This is a genomic window from Nocardia sp. GCM10030253, assembly GCF_042675075.1.
GTDB lineage: Bacteria > Actinomycetota > Actinomycetes > Mycobacteriales > Mycobacteriaceae > Nocardia.
In genome coordinates, this window is sequence record NZ_JBHTDL010000004.1 from 812,354 (window position 1) to 834,426 (window position 22,073).

The window sequence follows — 22,073 nt, forward strand, 5'->3', positions numbered from 1 at the left end:
CAACCGTGCCTGTCATCACCTATCGCGAAGCGCTGCGCGAAACCCTGCGCCAGGAAATGCGACGCGACGAGGACGTCTTCCTGATCGGGGAGGAGATCGGCGTCTTCGAAGGCTCCTACAAGATCACCGCGGGCCTGCTTGCCGAATTCGGCGAGAAGCGAGTGCGCGACACTCCGATCGCCGAAGAGGGTTTCGTCGGCGCCGCCGTCGGCGCCGCCATGCTGGGCCTGCGCCCGGTCGTGGAGATCATGACGATCAATTTCTCGCTGCTCGCGCTGGACCAGATCGTCAATCACGCCGCCAAGATCTATGGCATGTTCGGCGGGCAGACCAGCGTGCCGATGGTCATCCGCACCCCGGGCGGCGGCGGTCAGCAGCTCGGCGCGACGCACTCGCAGAACATCGAGCTCTACTACGCGTTCGTGCCCGGCCTCAAAGTGGTCGCCCCGAGCACCCCGGCCGACGCCCGCGCCTTGCTGCGGGCGGCGATCGAGGACGACGATCCGGTCCTCTTCCTGGAGAACCTCGCCCTCTACAACACCAAAGGTGAAGTGCCAGAGGATCTTCCGCCAGCCGAAATCGGCAAGGCGGCCGTCACCCGCGAAGGCGCCGACATCACGCTGATCGGCTACTCGCGGATGGCGACGATCGCCACCCAGGTCGCCGAGCGGCTGGCCGCCGAATCCGGCATCTCCGCCGAAGTGATCGATCTGCGCAGCCTGCGCCCATTGGATCGGGACACCATCGTGGCCTCGGTGCGCAAGACCGGCTGTGCCGTTGTGGCAGAGGATGATTGGCTGACATACGGGATCGGCGCCGAGGTCGCGGCGACCATCTCCGACGGCGCCTTCGACTACCTGGACGCACCGGTCCGGCGGGTGGCCGCGGCGGAGGTACCCCTGCCGTATGCCAAAGCACTCGAACAGGCCGCGCTGCCCTCCGCTGAATCCCTGCACACGGCCGCGCTGGAAACGCTCGCCGCCGTCGGCCGCCGTCGCTGAGAACCGAGGACAACACCATGCCAGAAATCACCATGCCCCGGCTCTCCGACACGATGGAGGAGGGTGTCCTCGTCGCCTGGCTCAAACAGGTCGGCGACAAGGTTGCCCGCGGTGACATTCTCGCCGAGATCGAGACCGACAAGGCCCTGATGGAGCTCGAGGCCTACGACGACGGCGTGCTCGAACAGATCCTGGCCGAACCCGGGACACGAGTATCCATCGGCAACCCGATCGCAGTGATCGGTGACGGCAGCGGGACGTCCACGAAATCTGCTCCACCGGTGAATGTTCCGTCGGCGCAGATCGAATCGACAACCGGTGGTGCGCTTTCGACGCAGGTGACCGAAGTCGTTCGTACGCAGAACACTTCGCCGACAGTGACGAAGCCGGGCGGCCGACTGAAGTCGTCTCCGCTCGCACGCAAGGTCGCACGCGAATTGGGCGTCGATCTGGCTGCGGTGACCGGGACCGGCCCCGCGGGCCGGATCACCCGACAGGATGTGGAATCCGCTCAGCGTCGAATCGACACTGTGCACCCCGAGGCCGCGGCTGCCGAGCTGGCTGGAGAATCGGTTGCCGTGCAACAGAATCCGGCATCTCATGCAGTGTCGGACTCCGAGGATTTCGAAGAAGTGCCGCTGACCACCATCCAGCAGGTGTCGGCCAAACGTCTCACGGAGAGCAAGCAGCAAGCACCACACATCTACCTGACGAGCGCAATCGACGTCACCGACCTGCTTGCATTCCGCGCCGATATCAACGAGACACTGCGGATCGCCGGTGCCGGGAAGATCAGCGTCAATGACCTGATCGTCAAGGCGGTGGCCGCCACACTGCGCTCCGACCCCTCGGTGAACGTCTCCTATGCGGGCGACAAACTGTTGCGGCACAGTGGAATTCATCTCGGAGTCGCCGTCGCGATCCCGGCCGGACTTGTCGTGCCGGTGATCCGCGACGCCGACCGCAAGAGCGTCTCCGCGATCGCCGCCGAGAGCCGGGACAAAGCGGAAAGGGCCCGCGCCCGCAAGCTGCGTGCTGACGAAATGAGCGGTGGCACTTTCACGATCTCCAATCTCGGCATGTTCGGCATCGAGCAGTTCACCGCCGTGATCAACCCACCCCAGGCCGCCATCCTCGCCGTCGGTGCCGCCGCGGACGAGGTGCGGCTGATCGACGGTCAGGTCGTCAACCGCAAGATTCTGCGCGTGACCCTGTCTGCCGACCATCGTGCGGTCGACGGCGCAACCGCCGCCACGTTCCTCCAGCAACTCAGGGGACTGCTCGAACACCCACTCCGCATCGTTACCTGAGCGGCTGCGTGATTCCGGGTACGTACCGCCGGGTAGCTGCATACGCTCACTGAGCTTTTGTTGTTCGACTGCCTGGAGTTTCTCCGATGACGATGTCCCCGTCCTCAGCCCACAGCCGATCCGGTCGTGCCCAGCACGGTTCGCCGATCGACACCGATGGCCCACGGGCGTCGTTGTATTCACCGGAGTTCGCGGCGGATCCGCATGGCGCCTATCGCGAAATGCGGGAACGGTATGGGTCTTTGGTGCCGGTGGACTTGGCGCCGGGTGTGCCTGCCACGTTGGTGATCGGCTACTACACCGCGGTACGGATATTCAACGACGAGGACCATTTCCCGGCTGATCCGCGCATCTGGCAGCAGGACATTCCGACGGGCTGCCCGGTGCTGCCGATGATGCAGTGGCGGCCGAACGCCTTGCGCAACGCGGGCAACGAGCACGTCCGCTATCGGCAAACCAATACCGCGGGCCTCGACAAGGTCGATCAGTACCGACTACACGACACCGTGGCCCAGATCGCGACCCCGCTGATCAATTCGTTCTGTACGGCGGGGTCCGCGGATCTGGTTCGCGGGTACGCGTTTCCGCTCGCGTTCGCGGTCCTGAACGCCATGCTCGGTTGTCCGGCCGAGATCGCGGAGCAGGCCGCGACCGGTATGGCCGCGGTCTTCGAGGGCGTCGACGCGGACCGTGGGAACAAGATGCTTATCGGAGCGCTGCTGGAGCTGACTCAGCTCAAGCGCGCCGAACCCGGCGACGACGTGACCACGCGGATGGTGCAGCACCCGGCCGGGCTGAGCGATACGGAAATGGTGCACCAGTTGGCCACGTTGTACGGCGCGGGCATAGAACCGCAGCAGAATCTGATCGTCAACACTCTGCTGCTGATCCTCACCGACGAGCGGTTCGGCGACGATGTCCTCGGCGGTAGCCTCTCGACCAGGGACGCACTCGACGAAGTGTTGTTCACCGATCCGCCGATGGCGAACTTCTGCATCAGCTTTCCGCGGCAACCGATCCTGATCGACGGCGTCTGGCTGCCCGCCCACCAACCGGTTGTCATCAGCATGGCCGCCTGCAACAACGATCCCGAGATCAGCACCGTCCAGCACTCCGGCAATCGCTCCCATCTGGCCTGGGGTGCCGGACCACATGTCTGCCCCGCCAGTTCGATGGCGTACCTGATCGCCCAGGACGCCATCGACCAACTACTCGACGCTCTACCCGAGATAAGGCTGGCGGTACCACCTTCCGAGCTGATCTGGCGGCCGGGCCCGTTCCACCGGGCATTGACCGCTCTGCCGGTAGTCTTCCCGAAGTCACCGCCGCTACCACTGATGTAGGCGCGCAATCGCGGAGGGTCGCGGCCAGGATGCTGCCGCGACCCGAGCTAGAGGCGCGCTCGCGGAGCGTTGTCATCGCCAGGCACGTCGGGTACCCGGCATACCGGCATGTCCTTGTTCATCCGGGACGACCCCGAGCACCTGATGGATCCCGAGGCCGCCGTCCTCGAAGCCCAACGCCGAGGCCGCCATATAGAGCCGCCACACCCGTGCGCGTCCGTCGCCGACAAGCGAGACCGCTCGATCCCAAGCACCTTCCAGATTGGCGACCCAGTGGCGCAGGGTCAGCGCATAGTGCTCGCGTAGCGCTTCCACGTCGCGGACCTCGAATCCGGCGCGCTCCATGGCCAGCGCGACCTCGCCGACATCGAGAAGCTCGCCGTCCGGGAAGACGTAGCGTCCGATGAAGGAACGGCCATGCATGGTCGACCCGCCCGCGGAGGAGATCGCGTGGTTGAGCAGACGTCCTTCGGGACGCAGTAGGGCGCGCAGGGTGTCGAAGTACTCCGCGGCGCGCGTCGCTCCGACGTGCTCGAACATGCCGATCGAGGAGATGGCGTCGAACTTCTCGCCACGGAGTTCGCGATAGTCGGCGAGTCTGATCTCGATGCTGGTGGACAGCCCCGCATCGGCGATTCGCTCGCGGGCGAGTTCGGCCTGAGCTTTGCTGATCGTGACACCGACCACCTGCGCACCATAAGTCGAGGCCGCGTGCATGGCCATGGAGCCCCAGCCACACCCGACATCGAGCAGGCGCATACCGGCACGCTCGGCCAGACCCAGCTTGCGACAGATCAAATCGTGCTTGGCGCGCTGGGCGTCTTCCAGCGAAACCGTGGCGTTCGCACCGCCGCGACCATCGTCGTTGTCCGCGGCGAACCGTGCGCAGGAGTACGTCATGCTCGGCCCGAGCACCAGACGATAGAAGTCGTTGCCGACGTCGTAGTGATGGCTGATCGCCGCTGCGTCACGACGCTTGGTGTGCAGGTGTCCGCGCCGGGGCCGAGCCTCCTCCGGCGGTGGCAGAGGTGGTCGACCGAGCGCGCCGAGTTGCCGCGCCGCGCCGATGGCCTTCCACGCGGCGTCGAGCCCGAGGCGAGCGTCGCGCGGCGCCGTCGACTGCAGTGCGCGAAGCATCGTGAAGATATCGCCATCGAGATCCGCGGTGCCGGAGACGAAAGCCCGGCCGAGGCCGAGTTCGCCAGGCGCCCACACCAGGTAACTCAGCGCGTCTTTGGACCGCACGCGCATGGTGCCGCGACACTCACCCTCGGGGAGAATTGTGCTGCCGTCCCAGAACTCGAACCCCACCGCCGGTCGGGACCCGAGCGCGGCCCGCAGCAAGGGTTGGAAGACGTCGGCGACTGTTGGCTTGTGGCCCATACGATCCACTATGACCCGCGATGCCCGGTACGCAGGACAACGACGCGGCATGAGTGGACGGCCCCGGTTTCGCGTGGGGTGTTGCTTGGCGCCGAGCGCGGGCAGCGTGCCGGATAGCCGCCATTCAGGAGAGAATCGGGTCATGGGTATCGACCTACAGTTGCACAACAGCCGCCCGCAGTGGCCCCGTCGACACTCGAGGCGCAAGCCGACTGTGGTCCGTCAGTCCCATGAGCACGGAGCCGCGCTGGCTCAGTTGATCGCCGAACTTCCCGCTAACACCTCAGGCAAGCTCTGGATGGTCGACCCGTATAACGACACGGTTTTCAACGAGCAACAAGCTGCCGTCGCGCTCGGCGAGATCCCAGATCTTCTCGACCGCTGCACCGACAACTCCCACACCGAAGCGGTCCGCGACCTCGCCACCTACCTGAACGACTGTGCCACGACACCCGGCAGCTACCTCGTTTTCGTCGGAGACTAGCCACACCACATAGGTGCCGATCAGGCCGGATCGAGCGCGGGCACCGGGATCTGGCGGTGCGCCCGGCGCCGGTAGTGGGTGGACCCCGGGTAGATGTCTATGCCCCGCCGGTAGTAGCGCTCGCGCTCCTCCCCGTGCAGTTCGTGGGCTACGACGCACCGAGAAACGGTTCAGGGGCAGCCCACAATTCGCGGCCCCCGCTGCGCTCTGCCGCCGGGATTCCCAGGACCGGAAAGGGTTCGCGAGGTGCGTCCGGGGACGATGCTCGAATGTCGAGCATTCGTAACCTCACTCCCACGGGCTGGGGCGCCGTCGCTATCGCCGTTGTGTTGTCGGGGCTGATCGTCAGCTGCGGACCGGATCCCGAGCAGTCACCGCGTCCGCCGAAGATCGCATTCGCTGACAGCTGGCAGTCGGTCTACGTGATGAATCCCGACGGCACCGGGGTCACCCGGATTGCCGACGGCAGCGAGCCGAGCTTTGCTCCCGATGGCTCGCGGATCGTGGTCGGTGGTCGTTCGATCTCGACAATGGATCCAGACGGCAGCAATGTCGCGAAACTCGCCGACGGCGGGTACAACCCCACGTTCTCCCCAGATGGCACCCGGCTCGCCTTCGGGCGCGGTGGCGTCATCTACGTGATGAACACCGACGGCGGTGAGCTGAAGCAACTCACCGCTACCCCCGATCCGTTCGGCGGCGCTGCCCCTGCCGCGGCCTCGTCGCAGTATCCCGCATTCTCGCCTGACGGTTCGAAGATCGTGTTCACCAGAAGCGCCGCGATCTGGGTGATGGAATCCGACGGAACCGCCGCACGGCAGCTGCTGGCGGATCCGCATTTCAATTCCGAGCCGGTCTTCACCCCGGACGGAGCCGGGATAGTGTTCACCAGCAACCGGGGTGGCAAGGACCGGTCGGAGATCTATGTGATGGACGTCCACGGTGACCACGTCCGACTACTCATCGACGACTCCACGGGGCAGCCCTCGGTCTCCCCGGACGGCACGATCCTCTTCGCCCGTTACACCCGTGATTCAGCGTCCAGAAACCATGCCGAGGTCTGGGTGATGAACAGCGACGGCAGCAACCCGCGCCGCCTCACTGATCCGCAACAAACTGCGCAGCACCCCAGTTGGGGCGCGGGAACAGATTCGTGACCAGGGGGGAAGGTGAAAGTTTCGCACGCACCCTTACCGCAGCTCGCCCGCGCGGGCGCTCGCCACGTTCGTGCGGAACGGACACGAGTCGTCGTAGTCCGCGGGCCAGCCGTCTTCGTCGACCTCGCAAACCGTCCCGTCCGCATAGTGAACTACCGCGTGGCCGCTGTCCGGAGCGACAGCAAGCTTTCGTGCGGTGTCCTCGTTGAAGACCGCGAGCAGAGCCGCGACCGAGGAGGCGAGTTCGCTTCGCCGGGAATGGACTTCGAACAACACCCACCCCGGCGTAGCCGCAGGCAACTGCTCCTTGCCCGGCCACCGGTAGGCCGGAGAGGCATCGGCGCGATTCTGGACCCGCAGAATGCGGACATGGCTGTGCACCAGCCGCCAGATGGCGACCTTCCGGCCGTCCGCAGATTCGGTGGTACGCAACCTGTCTCGGCGCATCACAGCGCCTCCCGGTTGGTGCGCCCGATGCCGGGGGAGTCGACGCCCCGGCACCGAGACGATTCGGCGGCCGCTGGCTGGCCTGCCCACTCGCGTAGGGCGATAGCGAAGCTCTCGACTACATCGACTGGTGCGCCGACGTAGGTGGTTGGTGGTCCGGTGAACGGGTCTCGTTGCGGAAGCGCATTGTTCGGCATCTGCCGACCTCCGGGGCATCGACTGCGATTCAGGTGCGCCCGGTGCCGTGAAAGTTTTCGATGGAGGGGAACAGAAACTCTCTGTCCGGGCGTGCAGCCAAGCAAATACCCGGCAGCAGCGACGGACCATCGAAATTGGATGATTCAGAAGGATTCGTCAGAAACCCCTGCGCGCTATCCGTGCGTGGCAGCACAATCGTCCGGAAAACACCGTTTCGCCATCCAACCAGGAGGCTCGCAGTGTCCACAGATGGCTCCAAGGCGTCGAAGCATGCCTTCAAGCCGGAAATCTCGGTCAGCTCAACGGTCCCTCGGCGGCAACTAGGGCGACATCTGCGTGAGTTGCGTCAGCAGACCGGGATGTCTATTGCCCAAGTCGCGAAGCTGATCGAACGTGGGGCAACAACGCTTCAGAGACTGGAATCAGGCACGGCGGACCGAATCCGGTTGTGGGACATCGAGGCACTGTGCCGTGTCCTCGGTGCCGACGAGATGACCACGGAAGGGCTGAAGGGCCTTGCGCAGCAGGGCAACACGGAGAGCTGGTGGCACGAATACGGGGATCTCATACCTGAGGACTTCGATGTGTACATCGGCCTGGAGTCGGCAGCAAGCATGCTCACTTCGTTCCAAGAGCTCGTTCCTGGGTTGTTCCAGACGCCCAGCTACGCCGAGGCTTTGATCCGCGCGGTGTATCCGGACGACCCCGCCGCCGAGATCACTCGCCGAGTCGAGATGAAGATGCATCGCCAGAAGCTCATCACGAGAAAGGGGCATCCCGCGACCGTGGATGTCGTTCTCGATGAATCAGTCCTCCACCGCATGGTGGGCAGCCCCAAGACAATGGCCGACCAACTGCGCTACCTGGCCGATCTCGGAACTAGGCCCAACGTCACGATACGAGTCCTGCCGTATTCGGCCGGTGTACCGCTGGGAGATCTCACCGGGCCGTTCACGATCGTGGACTTCGACGCGGATTCCAAGGGCAAGCAAGAGCCATCCGTGGTCTACGTCGAGAACTACACAGGGGACATCTACCTGGAGCGACCGGACAGCGTCGATCGCTACCGTTCAGCGCATGCGTCAATCAGTCACGTAGCGTTGGCTGTGCAGCCGAGTAGGGACCTGCTTCGGCGGGTAGCAAAGGAGTGACGAGCGTGAACGTTGACCTGTCCAAGGCTCACTGGTTCAAGAGCAGCCGCAGCGGGGGAAGCAAGGATTGCGTAGAGGTCGCCTTCCTTGACAGCGGACACGTCGGTGTCCGCGACTCGAAGAATCCGACCGGCCCGGCGCTGGAGTTCACCCCCGGCGAGTGGGACGCCTTCACCGCAGGTGTGAACGACGGCGAGTTCGAGCGCTCGTAACCCTGAACGTGGCACAGCGAGGCCGCAGCTCATTGGTGTTGAGCTGGGGCCTTACTCGCGGTTGAGACGAACGTTCGGACATCCACCAACATGAAGAGGCGCCCAGCGCGCGTCATTCACTACACCGTCGTACTAGCCGGGAGCCCGAGACGTCGTCGTGGTCGGATTTACCGCTGTCGGCCGGGTTGATTCAAGGAAGGCCTGCGGCACTACGATCGCTGGGGTGAGCCGATTCGCCTGGGACCACAATGCCTACTACCACCGGGTCTTGCTGCGTCAGCTCCCGAAACAATGCGGGGACGTGCTGGACGTGGGCTGTGGTGCGGGCGCCTTCGCCAGCGAGCTCGCCGCCCGTGCGCGCCACGTCGACGCGCTCGACTGCTCGCCGGACATGATCGCGGCGGCCGAACGCACTGTGCCCGATAATGTTTCGTGCATCCGCGCCGATTTTTTGCGTGAAGACATCGTCCCCGAAGGTCGCTACGACGCGGTCTTTTCGGTCAGCGCGCTGCACCACACGCCGCTTCCGCAGGCGCTGTCCCGCATGGCGGTTGCGCTCCGCCCTGGCGGGGTGCTCGCCGCGATCGCGCTGCCCAAGATCGACCTGCCCCGCGAAATCCCCGTCGAGCTCGCCGCATTCGCGGGCCAGCGCATGTTCGCCGCCGCATTCGCCACGGCAAGGGCCGCGAGCGGACGTGGCTGGTACGCGCTGGAGCCCACGCACGACGCGATGCCTGTCGTGCTGGACCCGCCTCTCACCACGCGCCAAGTCCGGGCCGAGGCGATCACGGCCCTTCCCGGCGCCGAGGTTCGCCGCTTACTCTTCTGGCGCTACCTGCTGGTCTGGCGTAAGCCCAGCTAGAAGAGGGATGATCGGCGAATCGACCTGTGCGCGCTAGTCCAAACTCAGCGGCACAGTCGAATCAGCCGAACGATTGCTTCCTGACCCGCGAATTCGGCTGTCCCGCAGCTCAACCACGGACCGGGAGCTCGCATCCGTCCGGGCCGCAGACATCCGCGCCGCCGACCATCTGCACGGCAGGCTCGCGGTCTGCCCATGCTTGGTTCAGCGCTTGGACGAACACTGCGGGCGGCTGAGCGCCGGAGACGCCGAACTTTCGGTCGATCACGAAGAAGGGGACACCGGTGGCACCGAGCTGAGCTGCCTCTTGTTCGTCGGCCCGTACCTCGGCTGCGTAGGCATCGGGGTCGGCGAGTACCGCGCGGACGTCCGATTCGTCGAGTCCGGTGGCGACGGCGATCTCGACCAGCCGCTCGTGACTACCGAACAAGGACTGCTGTTCCGCGAAGTTCGCGCGGTAGAGGGCGTCGAGCAGTTCGTCCTGCTTGCCCTGTGCCAGTGCGTGGTGCAGCAGCCGGTGCATATCGAAGGAGCTGCCGTAGTCGCGTCCTTCGGTCAGGTATGGCAGGCCGAGCTCGGTGGCCTGGGCGCCGATGCCGCGTTCATTGGCCGCCGCCTGCGCCTGGCTGATCCCGTACTTGTGCGCGATCTTCGCAATGACCGGACCGGATTCGTCGGCCGACAGCGTCGGATCCAATTCGAACGAACGATGCACCACCTCGACATCGTCGCGGTGCGCGAAGTCCGTCAACGCCTGCTCGAAGCGCTCTTTGCCCAGGTAGCAAAAGGGGCAGTTGATATCGGTCCAGATCTCGACCTGCACGGTCATCCTCTCTCGTTCTCGCCCCGACCCCCATCTGGCAACATCTCGGCGACCACGTCTGTTCCCTCCACGTGGTAGTTGGGCAAACAGATCTCTTCTGATACTGCAACGGCACTTGCCTGAGTAGGTGCTGGTGGATCTGATGTGTGGTGTTGGACCGTGTTGTGGCTGAGTTGGATTCGGTGATGTCGTGGATTGGTGGCCGATTCGGTCGCGCCGAGGACCCGTGCTGGACGCCACAGGTGGGGAGACTCAGCACTTAGACATTTCGGACTTCAAGCAAAGGGTCGAGTGTCCGGTCACGGCAAGGGGTGTGCCCAGGCGTCGTATAGGTCGCGTAGGTAGTCGCGGTCGTCGAGCTCGATCATGTACGCCAGGTTGAGGGCCGGCGTGCAGGAGCCCTTATTCTCGGTCTTGTACAAATAGCAGTAGCCGGCATAGGGGCTGGTGCCGTCGCGCGCGCCCGCTTTGTACACCCACTGCGAGGGTGCGGCCCGGCGCAGCACCTCGCCCCAGTACCACTCCGCGCCCGCGCTGAACGTTGCGTGCTCCGGCGCCTCGAACAGCGTGTCGGTCGGCGTCTCGCGGAACACCGCCGTCACCAGCGCGTCGAGTGAGGCGGGCGAGAAGTCCCAGGCGCCGTCGGCGCCGTACCGGGCTACCCAGGCCGGGAACTCACGTTCCCGTTCTGCCAGCCAGGCGTCCAGATGTTCCGACCGGGTCGGGACGAACGGGTCGACACCCGGGGTGTACGCCTTGGCGGGTGCCCAGCTGGGCCGCGCCGCCGCGTGCTCCTCGGCCGCCGCCGCCCAGGCCGCGTACACCCGGCTGAACTCTTCGCCGTCGCGACACTGGACGGCGGCCGCCACCAGGCGAAACGGGTCAGTCGCCGACAGACCGAGCGCCTCGTCCGGCTTGGCGAGGGGCAGTTGCTTCCAGATCCAGCGGCCGCCGGTCACCCGGAGCAAGGTCTCGCCGAGGTAGGCGGTCACGGCGTCGAGGAAGGGCCGCGCCGCCGGGGCGGTCAGCTCTGCGGGGTCGTCGAAACGGGCCAGGACCTCTGCCTCGAGCCGGGGGAGCGAGTCGGCGGAGAAGTCCAGGCTGAAGTCGGCGGGGAGCTGGAAGTCCGCGAGGCCAGCGATCCGTGGATGGGCGCCCTGCACCCAGTCGTCGAGCCGGTCCTGCGTGTCGGCGCGGTCAGTGGCCATGCCGGCAGTCTAGATAGTTCGTACTAGGGCGTGTCCTGTCGATCATCGGAGCCAGATCATGATGGTCTAGCTCCGAGTACTGCAACGGCACTTGCCTGAGTAGGTGCTGGTGGATCTGATGTGTGGTGTTGGACCGTGTTGTGGCTGAGTTGGATTCGGTGATGTCGTGGATTGGTGGCCGATTCGGTCGTGCCGAGGACCCGTGCTGGAGGCCGCAGGTGGGGGAGACTCAGCACTTAGAGGTCGCGCAGATCGGTGATCTTTAACACTTCGCGGGTACTGGGCTGTTCAATCCTCATCCTGATCCAGGATGGCCGGGATAGTGGGGTATGGAGTTTGTGACGTTTGAGAATGTTCGGGCGGCGGCTGGGCGGCTCGGGGGCATCGCGCTGCGGACGCCGTTACTGCCGTTCTCCGAGAACACGGGCCAACCGTTGTGGCTCAAGCCGGAAAGCCTTCAGCCGATCGGGTCGTTCAAGTTGCGCGGCGCGATGAACGCGATCGCCTGCCTCGACGCTGAACGGCGGGCCTGCGGTGTCATCGCCTACTCGAGCGGCAACCACGCCCAGGCCGTCGCCTACGCCGCAAAGCGGTACGGCGTACCCGCGGTGATCGTGATGCCCGACGTCGCGCCGCGCATCAAGGCCGAGGCCACCCGGGCATATGGCGCGGAGGTGGTCGAGGTACCCATCGGCGATCAGATCGCGAAGGCTCACGCCTTGGCGGCCGAGCACGGGCTCGCTCTGATCCCGCCGTACGACGACGGCGAGGTCATCGCAGGCCAGGGCACGGTCGGGCTGGAGATCGTGGAAGACCTTCCGGACGTGGACGTGGTGCTGGTCCCGGTCAGCGGTGGCGGTCTCGCGTCCGGGGTCGGTGTGGCGGTCAAGGCGCTTCGCCCGCAAACCCAGGTGATCGGCATCGAGCCCGAGCTGGCTGCGGACACTGCCGAGGGGCTGCGTCTGGGTCAGCAGGTCGACTGGCCGGTAGCGGACCGGGCCCGCACGATCGCCGATGGGCTTCGCGCACAGCCGTCCGAACTGACGTTCGCCCACCTGCGCAAGGTCCTCGACGGCATGCTGACCGTCAGCGAAGACGAGATCCGTGCGGCGGTCCGGGTCCTCGCACGCCAAGCCCGCCTGATCGCCGAACCTAGCGGCGCCGTAACGACCGCGGCCTACCTCTTCCACAGCCACGAACTACCGCCCGGAAAAAAAGTGGCCATAGTCTCGGGCGGCAATATCGACCCCGTCCTCCTGACCACCCTCTTGACCTGAACCAGGGGTAGTGGTGCAGGCGAACATGTTCGACGACGGCGCGGTCGCCTCGGGTGCGTTGCGCGGCAGCGACCCTTCTGCCGCTGATCAGCGGACCGTGACGGCGACCTCCTGGATGAGATTGTTTCCCATACCCAGAAGGTTCCATGGCGGCGCGGTCGGTTGCGTGTTCCCGTCCGCGTCGGTGGCGCGACAGCTCAGCAGGTATTCGCCCGGGTGGGCGTCCCACGCATAACTCCATCTGTACCAGGCGAATTCGGCGAGGGCGTGACCCAATCGGGCGTCGTGCCATACACCGTCGACGCCTACTTCCACGCCTGCCACGGGGGCGGTGCCGCACCACGCGCGGCCACGAATGCCGACAGTACCGGCTTCGACCGTCCGCCGCCGGCTCTGGAAATCGGGAATGCCGGGCGGAACCATCAACGCGCGCACTCTGATTCGTGAAACCGGTAGTCCGGGATCGTCGCTGTCCTGTTGATAGCGGTAGGCCGCCTGCTGGATCCCGGTGAACGGCTGGTCGACGATTTCTATATTCCGTAGCCATTTGACGCTCGTCATGCCGTACCACCCGGGTACGAGCAGTCGCAGGGGAAAGCCGTGCTGGGGTGGTAGTGGCACGCCGTTCATCTCGTATGCGAGCAGTATTTCGGGTCTGCCGCATTCGCCGATGCCGAGCGAGCGCTGGTAATTGTGCTCGACATTGTCCTGGAATCCGCGATCAGCCCCGGTGAAGACAACTTCGACCGCCCCGTCCCGTATACGGCACTCATCGAGAATGCCGCGCAGTGGAGTGCCCGTCCACGACGCCGTCCCGATCGCCTCGAGACCCCATGGCTGGCTGACGTTGCGCGGGTCCATCCCGATGCGGCCATTGCCCGCGCATTCCAGCGTGACCGGAATAGTTGTCGCTGGTCGCGACCTGATGTCGTCGAGTGACAGCTCGAGTTCTCGCTCGACGCTTCCGGTGACTCGCAACCGCCAGGTCGATGGGTCGATTGCTGGGATGTCGAAATGAATCAGCAGGTAGTGCATGCCGATCGGCGTGATGTCGTACCGCATGCCTTCCAGCTGCATCCCATGGTTGCGCGTCGCGAGTGCGAGCTCGTCGAACCGGACTCCCTGTGCGCGCGAGACGAGTTCGGTCATGGGCTCGGGCTGATGTTCTGATTGAAGTGGAACAGGTTGTCCGGGTCATAGGCGCGTTTGGTGTCGGCGAGCCGCTGGAAATTCCCGCGGTAGTTGTCGTGCACCCGGGACCGATCGTCGTCATCCATGAAGTTGATGTATCCGCCCGGCTCGGAATACGGCGCTGTCGCGTTGTAGTAGTCGCGTACCCACTGGATGCGCTCGGCGTCGACTGCGGGATCGTGCCAGGAGGCCAGGATCACCGTCGCGAACGTTGCGTTGCGGTAGGCGAATGCCGTGTCTTCGGCGGGGACTCGGTGGCAGGCTCCGTTGATCGGATACATGTGCATCGTCGCGCTCACCTCTGGCACTTTCGGGCCGTAGACCAGGTGCTGTTCGATGGCGGCATCGGTCAATTCGGTGACGAAGCTGCCCTTCCAATAGCTGCGGATGCCCTTGGGGAAGAGCCCGTCGAACGCGGTGTTCAGCGCTGGATAAGGCATCGGCCCGACCATTTCGGCGACTCTGGGCGCCAAATCTCGGAACGGCCCCATCGCTTCTTCGCCCTTGTCGAGCGGTCCGGCCCAATGCACGATCGCGGCGCAGAAGGTGTCGCCGTGCCGGTCGGCGGGGATGAACTCCAGCGGTGGGGCGATCTGGAATGCGGGGAACGCGCCGTACGCTGCTGACGCAATGGGGATGAAGTCGCGGAAGAATCGCAGCAGCGCACCCGCGTACTCGAGTTCGTAGAAGAAGAGGCCGACATATACCTTGTCGACGGGGTGTAGCCGGAACTCGAATGAGGTGACAACGCCGAAGTTGCCACCGCCACCGCGCAGCGCCCAGAAGAGGTCTTCGTTCTCCGTCGGGCTCGCGGTCCTGATTTGCCCGTCTGCGGTTACCACGTCGGCCGACAGTAGGTTGTCGATCGTCAATCCATATGCGCGAGAAAGATATCCGATTCCGCCACCGAGCGTGAGTCCCGCAACGCCGGTGGTCGAGACGATCCCGCCGGTGGTCGCCAGCCCGTACGCGTGTGTCGCGTAATTGAAGTCTCCCCAGGTTGCCCCGGCCCCGGCCCGTGCGGTGCGTGAATTCGGATCGACGTGCACGGCGCGCATCAGCGACAAATCGATGACCACTCCGCCGTCGTTGGTGCCGAACCCGGGCGCGCTGTGCCCGCCACCTTTGATCGAGAGATCGTGGCCGGCGTCCCGGGCGAAGTTCACCGCGGCGACGACGTCGGCGGCCTGCTCTGCCCGCACGATGACCAGCGGATGGCGATCGAACATGCCATTGTGGACTGTGCGTGCTTCGTCGTAACCCGGATCGTCCGAGGTAACGACGGGCGCGCGTACCTGTTCGCGCAATTCTTCTACAGTCGTGCTCATCGTTCTCCTTCCACCGTGCGGGGAATGCCGCGGAAGTGTTGACGAATAGTGCTCGGCAATGCGGCCGACATCGCTTTTCGCAATTCGGAATTCGGTGAAAGGCGGACGCTCTACTCTGCGTTCCGTAATCTCGCCGCTAGTTGCCTATTTTAATAAGAATCTCGCCGATCTCCCGACCCGCGGTCGCCTCCATCGATCTTGATGGAGGTAGGTAAAAGTATAGAACTCTCCGGAAGTGGCGAAAAGAGCTCGAAGCCGTTCCGGCTGCCTCCGGCGTTCTCGCCCTCGCTGCCGTGAGCAGATCTGCTCACGGCAGCGAGGGGCGATTTCTGGGCTGCCACTGGGGCACGGTGGACGCATGGCCCACGATGACAACACTCGGATGTTCAGCTGGCGCGCTCGTGAGCAACTGCTCAGCCGCCGGATATTGGTGCTCGACGGTCCGCTCGACGACGACAATGGGACGCTGCTGATGACGCAGCTGCTCACGCTCGCCGCGGAGAACCCGGAGGCAGGCGTTTCGCTGTGGATTCATTCCCCCGGCGGATCGGTTCCCGCGATGCTCGCCATCCGCGACGTCATGCGTCTGGTGCCGTGCGAAGTGTCGACACTGGCGCTCGGATTGGCATGCAGTGCAGGGCAATTCCTGTTGTCCTCGGGCAGCAGGGGCCGGCGTTTCGCCCTGCCGCGTGCCAGGGTGCTGATGCATCAGGGATCGGCCGGTATCGGCGGTAGCGCGGTAGAGGTCGAAGTCCAGGCCGAGGACCTGCGCTACACGGTGGACACTGTGCTCGGCCTCATCGCCGAGGACACCGGGCAGCCCTTCGATCGGATCTACGAGGATTCGCTGCACGACCGCTGGTTCACCGCGACACAGGCCAAGGAGTACGGCTTCATCGACCACATCGTCGACTCGTTCGGGCAGATCGTTCCGCAACGTCAGAAGATCGGAATTTCGGAATGACCAGCTACACGATTCCCAATGTCATCGCGCAGCATCCGCGCGGCGGTGAACGCATCACGGATATCTACTCGCACCTGCTCGCCGAACGGATCGTCTACCTCGGCACACCGATCGACTCGGGAGTGGCGAATGCGTTGATCGCGCAGCTGCTGCACCTGGATTCGGAGGGGCCGGAGCAGGAGATCAACCTGTACATCAACTGCGAGGGCGGCGACCTGTCCTCGATGCTGGCGGTGTACGACACCATGCAACACATCAGTGCACCCGTGCAGACGACATGCGTCGGCCAGGCCATCGCCGTCGGTGCGGTGTTGCTGGCGGCCGGGGCTCCCGGCCGCCGCGCCATGCTGCCGCATGCCCGAGTGGTGTTGCACCAGCCCGCATCTCGCGGGCAGGGCGCGATTCCCGACCTGATCCTGCAGGCCGACGAGCTGGTGCGGATGCGCGCGGAGATCGAGTCCATCCTGTCGAAGCACACCGGACAGTCGCCGGAAAGGCTGCGGCACGACACCGATCGGGATCGAGTCTTCACCGCGCAGGCGGCGGTCGACTACGGGCTCGTCGACCGCCTGTTGGAAGCGCGTACCTGACGCTGAATTGCCTTGCGCTGCTCGGTGTCTCGCGGCGAACTAGGCCGCGAGCGCCAGCAGTGTCGGCGCGGTGGCGGAACGCGGCGCGGACCGGGGGAGGAAGGTGGACCGGTGGTGCGCGCGCAACTCGTCGGCGACCTGCGCGGTCAGCCCGCCGAGGGTGGTGCCGAGGGCTCCGGCCAACGCCGCGATCATCTCGCTGGACGGCTCTTTGCGACCACGCTCCACCTCGGACAGGTACTGCGGCGAGACGCCCGCGCGACCCGCCGTCTCGACCAGCGTCTCGTGCTGGTCCTGGCGCAGCGTGCGCAACCGCTGCCCGAGCACCTCGCGCCACAATGGCTCCCGATCGGACTGCCGCTCCGGTTGCCGCGTCCGCTCGTCGCGTCCACCGGGGATCGAGTGAAGTCTCGGATGCTCGGTCATATGCAGAGCGTAAGGCCAGCTGCGTTCGGTCTGCCTAGTTATTACGCTCTGGGCGTACGAACTCTGTGGACAATGCCCGCCGGACTGGTCACGGGGTGCCTTTCGGTGGTGGGTCGAGGTGGATCAGCCGAACTGGATGGATCGCCCGCCCCCGCAGAGCGCATCTGCTGAAGCGACGGCCGATCCCGGTCGCCAGCTCGCCGGTCGCCGGGAATCGAGTCGGCGATGTCGGGTGATGTCGTCGTTCGAGCTACGTATCAGCTTGTGCCGTCGGCATATTCGGCGATCTGCTCCATCACCTCCTGAAATTCCGCCGAGACGTGCAGCTCGAGCTCATCGCCGGACTTGCGGACATCGGCAGCGAGTTCGATGATGCCGTCGTGCCACCAGTAGACCGACGGGCTCACGGGGGAAGGCCGTTCGGCGTGAGTCACCATCGCCATGTTCGCCAGCGTGCCCACGCTGACGTAGGCGTCCATGCCATCGAGCGGGTGAATAAAGACCGTGCCCTCGCACGGAACCACGAATGCCGCACCCCACCGTCCGACCACCGGATACTCGCCGAGCCAGCGCGCATGTGCGCTGGCATAGTCGGCCGAGCCATAGAGGCCGAGGATCCGCTCGTCTTCGACTTCGAGATCTTCGACCGTGAGAAGTCCGTCGTCGTGTGTGTTGTCCTCCGCGATCTCGAACAGGTCCTGTTCCTGAATCCGCCAGTGGGACAGGCGGTCATAGGTGACGCTGACCATCGTATTGACCTGATCGATCACCACCCGCTGCGCGAGTCCGGGCGCAAGGGTTCGTGACACGACCGGGATACCGACGTCCTCCATATCCTCCGGGTACATCCGCGCCCGCAGCAGTGGCCGTATCCGGTCGAGGTCTGCCATGTCGAGCGGGGCCGTCGCAGTGACGTCCAGCTCCGCGAACATCGTGCTCAGATGATCAGCTACCAGGGCAGGCCACTGATCCTCCGGCTCCGGGGCCACCTTGCGGCGCAGATTGTCCAACGACAACTCCCAGTCGGACACGCCGCTTCCGGACAACATCACTGTGTCGGATTCGATCGTGCAGGAGTAGCCGTGGTCCTGCACGATCGCTACGACCAACGTGAGCAATAGATCCGAGGAATCGGCGGCGGGTTCGCCCGCCTCGACGCGAGACCACAGCTGCGTGAACTGCTTGCCATCGCGGACGCGCACCGCCTCGATGATGTACTCCAATGGCGCAAGCCGCGCCCGCTCCTCGTCGAGCGCGACATACGGCATGCCCGCGAGTTCCCCTTGCCCCCATACCCACTCGCCGCCGCGGGCCCGCAACAACGTCTCGCCGAGGTACCCGACGGCGGCCTTGACGACCGGCAAGGTGGTGGGCTGCTTCATTCCGTCCAGGTCCGGCAGCGCCGCCAGGACGAACTGTTCCAATTCGGCCAATGACCCCGGCGAGTAGTCGCCGTGGAATCCCGCCGAATAGGTGGCGAACACATCCGCCACCAACGGCTCCAGCTGCCGCTGCCAGGCCGCCACTCGCTCTTCGTCGGTCTCGGCCGATACGTCGATCCAGAAGCTCACATCACCACTCCGGTAGGCAAGGCCACACGAGAACCCGTGAGCCGCACCGCTTTTTTACAGCCTCGGCTCGAGGCGGGCAACCGCGAGCTTGCCAAGGCTGGCATCCGAGGCTCGTACGGGTCGCTGGCCACTGTTGCTCGCAAGCTCACACCTACATATTCGGCAGAGCGCACTGCATCGAGTACGACGGCCTATTCCGTGTGGATGAGGCGGTCGCCGCTCGCCGGGGCGCCGACGCCTTCGACTGAGGTCCGTGCGCCACAGCAGAACTGGTGTGGGCGACTACCGCACACCAGTCCGCTGTTGTCGGTGTCGATTCTGAAGTCAGTCTGCCGAGACCTCGCTGCGGTCACCGCTCCAGAGGGTGTGGAACTTGCCCTCGGAGTCGATGCGCTCGTAGGTGTGTGCACCGAAGAAGTCGCGCTGGCCCTGGGTGAGTGCCGCCGGAAGTCGCTCGGCACGCAGGGCGTCGTAGTACGACAGTGACGACGCGAACGCGGGCACCGGAATGCCGAGCAGGGTTGCGGTGGAGACGACGCGGCGCCAGCTGTCGATTGCCGTTTCGATCGCTTCGCGGAAGTACGGTGCGAGGATCAGGCTCGGCAGGGCGGGATTCTCGTCGTAGGCCTCTTTGATCCGGTTCAGGAATCGGGCCCGGATGATGCAGCCGCCACGCCAGATCGTCGCCAGGTCGCCGGGATGCAGATCCCAGTTGTACTCCACACTGCCCGCGGCGATTTGGTCGAAGCCCTGCGCATACGCGACAACCTTCGACGCATAGAGTGCCTGCCGAATGTCCTCGGTGAACTGCGCTACGTCGGTGGGCTTTTCGGCCAGCTTGCCGGAGGCGAGGCCGACCGCGGCTTTGCGCTGTGCCCGGGACCCGGACAGCGCCCGCGCGAATACCGCCTCGGCGATACCGGTGACCGGAATACCGAGATCGAGCGCGGCCTTCACGGTCCAGCGGCCGGTGCCCTTCTGCTCGGCCGCGTCGACGATGACATCGACCAGCGGCCTACCCGTCTTCGCGTCGACCTGGTTCAGGACCTCGGCGGTGATCTCGACGAGGTAGCTCTCCAGGTCTCCGGAGTTCCACTGCGTGAACACATCGGCGATCTGCTTCGCGCCGAAGCCGAGCGCATCGCGGAACAGGTTGTAGGCCTCGCCGATCAGCTGCATGTCGGCGTACTCGATGCCGTTGTGGACCATCTTGACGAAATGCCCGGAGCCGTCGGGGCCGATGTGGGTGCAGCACGGTGTGCCGTCGACCTGCGCCGCAATCGATTCCAGCAGTGGGCCGAGCGAGTCGTAGGACTCCTTCGGGCCGCCCGGCATGATCGAGGGGCCGTTGAGTGCACCCTCCTCGCCGCCGGAGATGCCGGCGCCGACGAAGTTCAGGCCGCGCTCCTTCATGGCCGCTTCACGCCGAATGGTGTCGGTGTAGAGCGCATTGCCGCCGTCGATGATGATGTCGCCCGGCTCCATGGCGGCGGCGAGCTCCTCGATGACGGCGTCCGTCGGATCGCCCGCCTTGACCATGATCAGCACCCGGCGCGGCTTCTCCAGCGCCGCGACGAATTCCTCGATGGTCTCGGTGCGCACGAAGTCGCCGTCGGCGCCGTGTGCCTCGAGCAAGGCGTCGGTCTTGGCCACGCTGCGGTTGTGCAGCGCCACCGTATAGCCATGCTTGGCGAAGTTTCGGGCAATGTTGCTACCCATGACTGCCAGGCCGGTAACCCCGATCTGTGCGCGCGCTGTAGAGGTCGCCATGAATCCGCTCTCTTCGTTCGACAGGTGCAATTGCGTGACCGCGCGAAGCTGTTCGGCCTCGACCTTTCTACCCCTTCGGCCACCAGCATGACGAACACACCCGCCAAGTCGACGAGTCGGGCGGCCGCGGCGGGCCGTCGGCATGGTTGCTGGATTCTCGAACGCGGCGAACTGCCTCCGCCGTCCTACCGCTGCCTGCGTTGCCTATCCCCGGCGTGGTGTGGCTAAAGCTCCAAGCGCCTTCCAGACTGGGAAACATGGACAGAAGACGGCAGCTGGGTGAGTTCCTGCAGGCACGTCGTGCCCGGCTGCGGCCGGAGGATGTCGGACTGGTCCGGCACGGCGAGCGGCGGCGGGTACCCGGGCTGCGGCGCGAGGAGTTGGCCCTGCTGGCCGGCGTGAGCTCGTCGTACTACTCCAGGCTCGAGCAGGGCCACTCGCTCAATGCCTCTTCCGAGGTGTTGGACGCGATCGCTGGCGCCCTTGGCCTGGATGCGGCCGAGCGCCGTCACCTGCACAACCTCGCCAACTCTCCGCGCCGCCAGGGAGGCGGGCGTCGGCCCGCGCCGGAGCGGGTCACACCAGCGGTGCGTCAGCTGGTGACAGCGCTGGCAGACATCCCGGTCCTTGTCCTCGGTCGTCGCGGTGACGTCCTGGCCTGGAACCGCACCGGCCACGCGTTGTACGCCGGACACCTGGATCCGGACAGCCCGAACCGCCCGGCCGCGCGGCCCAACATGACGTGGTTGGTGTTCTCCGACGCCCACACCCGTGAGTTGTACGCGGACTGGCAGGCGAAGGCGAAGGACGTCGTGGGCAACCTCCGGCTGGCGGCCGGCCACAATCCCGACGACCCGCTGCTGGCATCACTGATCGGCGAGTTGACGGTGCGGAGCCCACAATTCAGCGCGATGTGGTCCGACCATCGCGTTCGGGCCTGCGATGTCGGTGTCTACGAGATGCGGCACCCGCTCGTGGGTTCCATGACGGTCACCCAGCAGACCCTGCATACCGAGCAAGGGCAGAAAGTCGTCGTCGCGACTGCGGAATCCGGCTCAGCTTCCGAGCACGCGCTCATTCTCCTGGCACGGACCGCTATACCTACCGGCGACAACTCGGGGGTCGATTCCGTGGCACGGAAGAGCGCACGTCTTACTGGAAATTAGGCACTTGTCGCCCAATAAATCACCGGGCGGATATTGCGGCCGCAGTCGAAATGGCGGCCCCGCAAAGTAATTCGACACGATTCGGTACCAAGAACTTCCTTGTGCATACCTGTATTCGGCGTGCCCGAAAAACCTGAAAGGAATACGGAATTCGACGCAACTGCGGGACTGCTTCTGGCCGCATACAGGGCAGGACGTCACACACATTCAG

General features: G+C 65.2%; 22 protein-coding genes and 1 pseudogene. 12 read left to right on the forward strand and 11 right to left on the reverse strand.

The genetic code is table 11. From position 1 onward, the window contains the following. Positions 1-14 precede the first annotated feature (14 nt). The 3 genes from ACFQZZ_RS07845 to ACFQZZ_RS07855 all read left to right on the forward strand — a co-directional run bounded on the left by ACFQZZ_RS07845 (position 15) and on the right by ACFQZZ_RS07855 (position 3,654). Positions 15-1,001, forward strand: a complete 987-nt coding sequence (locus ACFQZZ_RS07845) for an alpha-ketoacid dehydrogenase subunit beta (protein WP_378676468.1) — start codon at positions 15-17, stop codon at positions 999-1,001. A gap of 17 nt (positions 1,002-1,018) precedes the next feature. Continuing rightward, a complete protein-coding gene (locus ACFQZZ_RS07850) occupies positions 1,019-2,311 on the forward strand; it encodes a dihydrolipoamide acetyltransferase family protein (protein WP_378676007.1) in 1,293 nt (430 codons plus the stop codon). An 86-nt stretch (positions 2,312-2,397) separates the two neighbouring features. Beyond that, positions 2,398-3,654, forward strand: coding sequence for a cytochrome P450 (locus tag ACFQZZ_RS07855; protein WP_378676009.1), 1,257 nt, complete (start codon positions 2,398-2,400; stop codon positions 3,652-3,654). Positions 3,655-3,726: 72 nt separating this feature from the next. Here ACFQZZ_RS07855 and ACFQZZ_RS07860 read toward each other — a convergent pair whose 3' ends face one another. Beyond that, a complete protein-coding gene (locus tag ACFQZZ_RS07860) occupies positions 3,727-5,037 on the reverse strand; it encodes a class I SAM-dependent methyltransferase (protein ID WP_378676011.1) in 1,311 nt (436 codons plus the stop codon). A gap of 142 nt (positions 5,038-5,179) precedes the next feature. On the opposite strand from ACFQZZ_RS07860, the gene ACFQZZ_RS07865 reads away from it, so the two are divergent. Beyond that, entirely contained in the window at positions 5,180-5,521 is a 342-nt protein-coding gene (locus ACFQZZ_RS07865; RefSeq protein WP_378676014.1) for a hypothetical protein, read from the forward strand. A 20-nt stretch (positions 5,522-5,541) separates the two neighbouring features. On the opposite strand, the pseudogene ACFQZZ_RS07870 reads toward ACFQZZ_RS07865, so the two are convergent. Next, positions 5,542-5,670 (reverse strand): annotated as a pseudogene (locus ACFQZZ_RS07870) (nitroreductase family deazaflavin-dependent oxidoreductase); the annotation flags it as partial. 120 nt (positions 5,671-5,790) lie between these two features. Here ACFQZZ_RS07870 and ACFQZZ_RS07875 point away from each other — a divergent pair. Continuing rightward, on the forward strand, positions 5,791-6,678 hold the full coding sequence (locus ACFQZZ_RS07875) for a hypothetical protein (RefSeq protein ID WP_378676016.1): 888 nt from the start codon (positions 5,791-5,793) through the stop codon (positions 6,676-6,678). 33 nt (positions 6,679-6,711) lie between these two features. Here ACFQZZ_RS07875 and ACFQZZ_RS07880 read toward each other — a convergent pair whose 3' ends face one another. Further along, complete coding sequence (locus ACFQZZ_RS07880; protein WP_378676019.1) at positions 6,712-7,125, reverse strand: hypothetical protein; 414 nt, start codon at positions 7,123-7,125, stop codon at positions 6,712-6,714. Further along, complete coding sequence (locus tag ACFQZZ_RS07885; protein WP_378676021.1) at positions 7,125-7,322, reverse strand: hypothetical protein; 198 nt, start codon at positions 7,320-7,322, stop codon at positions 7,125-7,127. Before ACFQZZ_RS07885 ends, ACFQZZ_RS07880 begins: the two co-directional genes overlap by 1 nt. Positions 7,323-7,562: 240 nt before the next feature. Here ACFQZZ_RS07885 and ACFQZZ_RS07890 point away from each other — a divergent pair, with 240 nt between their 5' ends. The 3 genes from ACFQZZ_RS07890 (at position 7,563) to ACFQZZ_RS07900 (ending at position 9,548) form a co-directional block, all read left to right on the forward strand. Further along, positions 7,563-8,474, forward strand: coding sequence for a helix-turn-helix domain-containing protein (locus tag ACFQZZ_RS07890; RefSeq protein ID WP_378676024.1), 912 nt, complete (start codon positions 7,563-7,565; stop codon positions 8,472-8,474). 5 nt (positions 8,475-8,479) lie between these two features. Next, positions 8,480-8,686, forward strand: coding sequence for a DUF397 domain-containing protein (locus tag ACFQZZ_RS07895; protein ID WP_378676027.1), 207 nt, complete (start codon positions 8,480-8,482; stop codon positions 8,684-8,686). 223 nt (positions 8,687-8,909) lie between these two features. Continuing rightward, entirely contained in the window at positions 8,910-9,548 is a 639-nt protein-coding gene (locus ACFQZZ_RS07900) for a class I SAM-dependent methyltransferase (protein WP_378676030.1), read from the forward strand. 109 nt (positions 9,549-9,657) lie between these two features. On the opposite strand, the gene ACFQZZ_RS07905 is transcribed toward ACFQZZ_RS07900, so the two are convergent. Continuing rightward, positions 9,658-10,377 (reverse strand): DsbA family oxidoreductase, encoded by a 720-nt coding sequence (locus tag ACFQZZ_RS07905; protein ID WP_378676033.1) that lies wholly within the window; start codon positions 10,375-10,377, stop codon positions 9,658-9,660. Positions 10,378-10,670: 293 nt separating this feature from the next. After that, the gene (locus tag ACFQZZ_RS07910) at positions 10,671-11,579 is read right to left on the reverse strand and encodes a hypothetical protein (RefSeq protein ID WP_378676036.1); all 909 of its coding nucleotides are present in this window, start codon (positions 11,577-11,579) and stop codon (positions 10,671-10,673) included. Between the two features lie 329 nt (positions 11,580-11,908). On the opposite strand from ACFQZZ_RS07910, the gene ACFQZZ_RS07915 reads away from it, so the two are divergent. Beyond that, positions 11,909-12,856 carry a threonine/serine dehydratase gene (locus ACFQZZ_RS07915; protein WP_378676039.1) on the forward strand — a complete coding sequence of 316 codons (948 nt, stop codon included), beginning with the start codon at positions 11,909-11,911 and terminating at the stop codon, positions 12,854-12,856. A gap of 87 nt (positions 12,857-12,943) precedes the next feature. Here the strand turns inward: ACFQZZ_RS07915 and ACFQZZ_RS07920 are convergent, their stop codons facing one another. Then, complete coding sequence (locus ACFQZZ_RS07920; protein ID WP_378676042.1) at positions 12,944-14,005, reverse strand: sulfite oxidase; 1,062 nt, start codon at positions 14,003-14,005, stop codon at positions 12,944-12,946. Further along, the gene (locus tag ACFQZZ_RS07925; RefSeq protein ID WP_378676044.1) at positions 14,002-15,375 is read right to left on the reverse strand and encodes an FAD-binding oxidoreductase; all 1,374 of its coding nucleotides are present in this window, start codon (positions 15,373-15,375) and stop codon (positions 14,002-14,004) included. The genes ACFQZZ_RS07920 and ACFQZZ_RS07925 overlap by 4 nt, the downstream gene beginning before the upstream one ends. 358 nt (positions 15,376-15,733) lie before the next feature. Between ACFQZZ_RS07925 and ACFQZZ_RS07930 the strand changes: the two genes are divergently transcribed. After that, the gene (locus ACFQZZ_RS07930; RefSeq protein ID WP_378676047.1) at positions 15,734-16,339 is read left to right on the forward strand and encodes a ClpP family protease; all 606 of its coding nucleotides are present in this window, start codon (positions 15,734-15,736) and stop codon (positions 16,337-16,339) included. Further along, positions 16,336-16,929 (forward strand): ClpP family protease, encoded by a 594-nt coding sequence (locus ACFQZZ_RS07935; RefSeq protein WP_378676050.1) that lies wholly within the window; start codon positions 16,336-16,338, stop codon positions 16,927-16,929. The genes ACFQZZ_RS07930 and ACFQZZ_RS07935 overlap by 4 nt, the downstream gene beginning before the upstream one ends. A gap of 39 nt (positions 16,930-16,968) precedes the next feature. Here the strand turns inward: ACFQZZ_RS07935 and ACFQZZ_RS07940 are convergent, their stop codons facing one another. The 3 genes from ACFQZZ_RS07940 to gndA form a co-directional block, all read right to left on the reverse strand. After that, on the reverse strand, positions 16,969-17,355 hold the full coding sequence (locus tag ACFQZZ_RS07940) for a helix-turn-helix domain-containing protein (protein WP_378676053.1): 387 nt from the start codon (positions 17,353-17,355) through the stop codon (positions 16,969-16,971). 257 nt (positions 17,356-17,612) lie between these two features. After that, complete coding sequence (locus ACFQZZ_RS07945) at positions 17,613-18,926, reverse strand: hypothetical protein (protein ID WP_378676056.1); 1,314 nt, start codon at positions 18,924-18,926, stop codon at positions 17,613-17,615. A gap of 324 nt (positions 18,927-19,250) precedes the next feature. Then, positions 19,251-20,696, reverse strand: a complete 1,446-nt coding sequence (gndA, locus tag ACFQZZ_RS07950; protein WP_378676059.1) for an NADP-dependent phosphogluconate dehydrogenase — start codon at positions 20,694-20,696, stop codon at positions 19,251-19,253. A 257-nt stretch (positions 20,697-20,953) separates the two neighbouring features. Between gndA and ACFQZZ_RS07955 the strand changes: the two genes are divergently transcribed. Beyond that, positions 20,954-21,862: a helix-turn-helix domain-containing protein gene (locus tag ACFQZZ_RS07955; protein ID WP_378676062.1), complete on the forward strand. Its 909-nt coding sequence runs from the start codon at positions 20,954-20,956 to the stop codon at positions 21,860-21,862. The last annotated feature ends 211 nt before the right edge of the window (positions 21,863-22,073 follow it).